A 792-nucleotide genomic window follows, 5' to 3' on the forward strand; every position below is an offset into this window, starting at 1 on the left:
CAAGATTGAGAAGACCAGCTTTGTGTTTGATGATTGGATTGCTAGTATGAAGAATGAGAGTTACCTCTTAGTTTCTTTGATTTCGGATTAAGCACTGATGAATCCCCTAATGATTTTTATCAAAATCATTAAGTTAAGGTAGATACACATCTTGTCATATGATCAAATGGTTTCGCCAAAAATCAATAATCAGACAACAAAATGTGCGAACTCGATATTTTACACGACTCTCTTTACCAATTCTGCCCCGAATTACACTTAAAACGACTCAACAGCTTAACGTTGGCTTGCCACGCCTTACTTGACTGTAAAACTCTCACTCTTACCGAACTTGGCCGTAACCTGCCAACCAAAGCGAGAACAAAACATAACATCAAACGAATCGACCGATTGTTAGGTAATCGTCACCTCCACAAAGAGCGACTCGCTGTATACCGTTGGCATGCTAGCTTTATCTGTTCGGGCAATACGATGCCCATTGTACTTGTTGACTGGTCTGATATCCGTGAGCAAAAACGGCTTATGGTATTGCGGGCTTCGGTGGCACTACATGGTCGTTCTATTACTCTTTATGAGAAAGCCTTTCCGCTTTCAGAGCAATGTTCAAAGAAAGCTCATGACCAATTTCTAGCCGACCTTGCGAGCATTCTACCGAGTAACACCACACCGCTCATTGTCAGTGATGCTGGCTTTAAAGTGCCATGGTATAAATCCGTTGAGAAGCTGGGTTGGTACTGGTTAAGTCGAGTAAGAGGAAAAGTACAATATGCAGACCTAGGAGCGGAAAACTGG

The 792-nt window shown here is 42.3% G+C and carries 1 pseudogene; it reads left to right on the forward strand.

From position 1 onward, the window contains the following. Positions 1-201: 201 nt before the first annotated feature. Positions 202-792: pseudogene (locus R7190_RS26790) on the forward strand (IS4-like element ISVsa5 family transposase); the annotation flags it as partial.

The sequence above is a fragment of the Vibrio sp. 1078-1 genome (assembly GCF_033340475.1).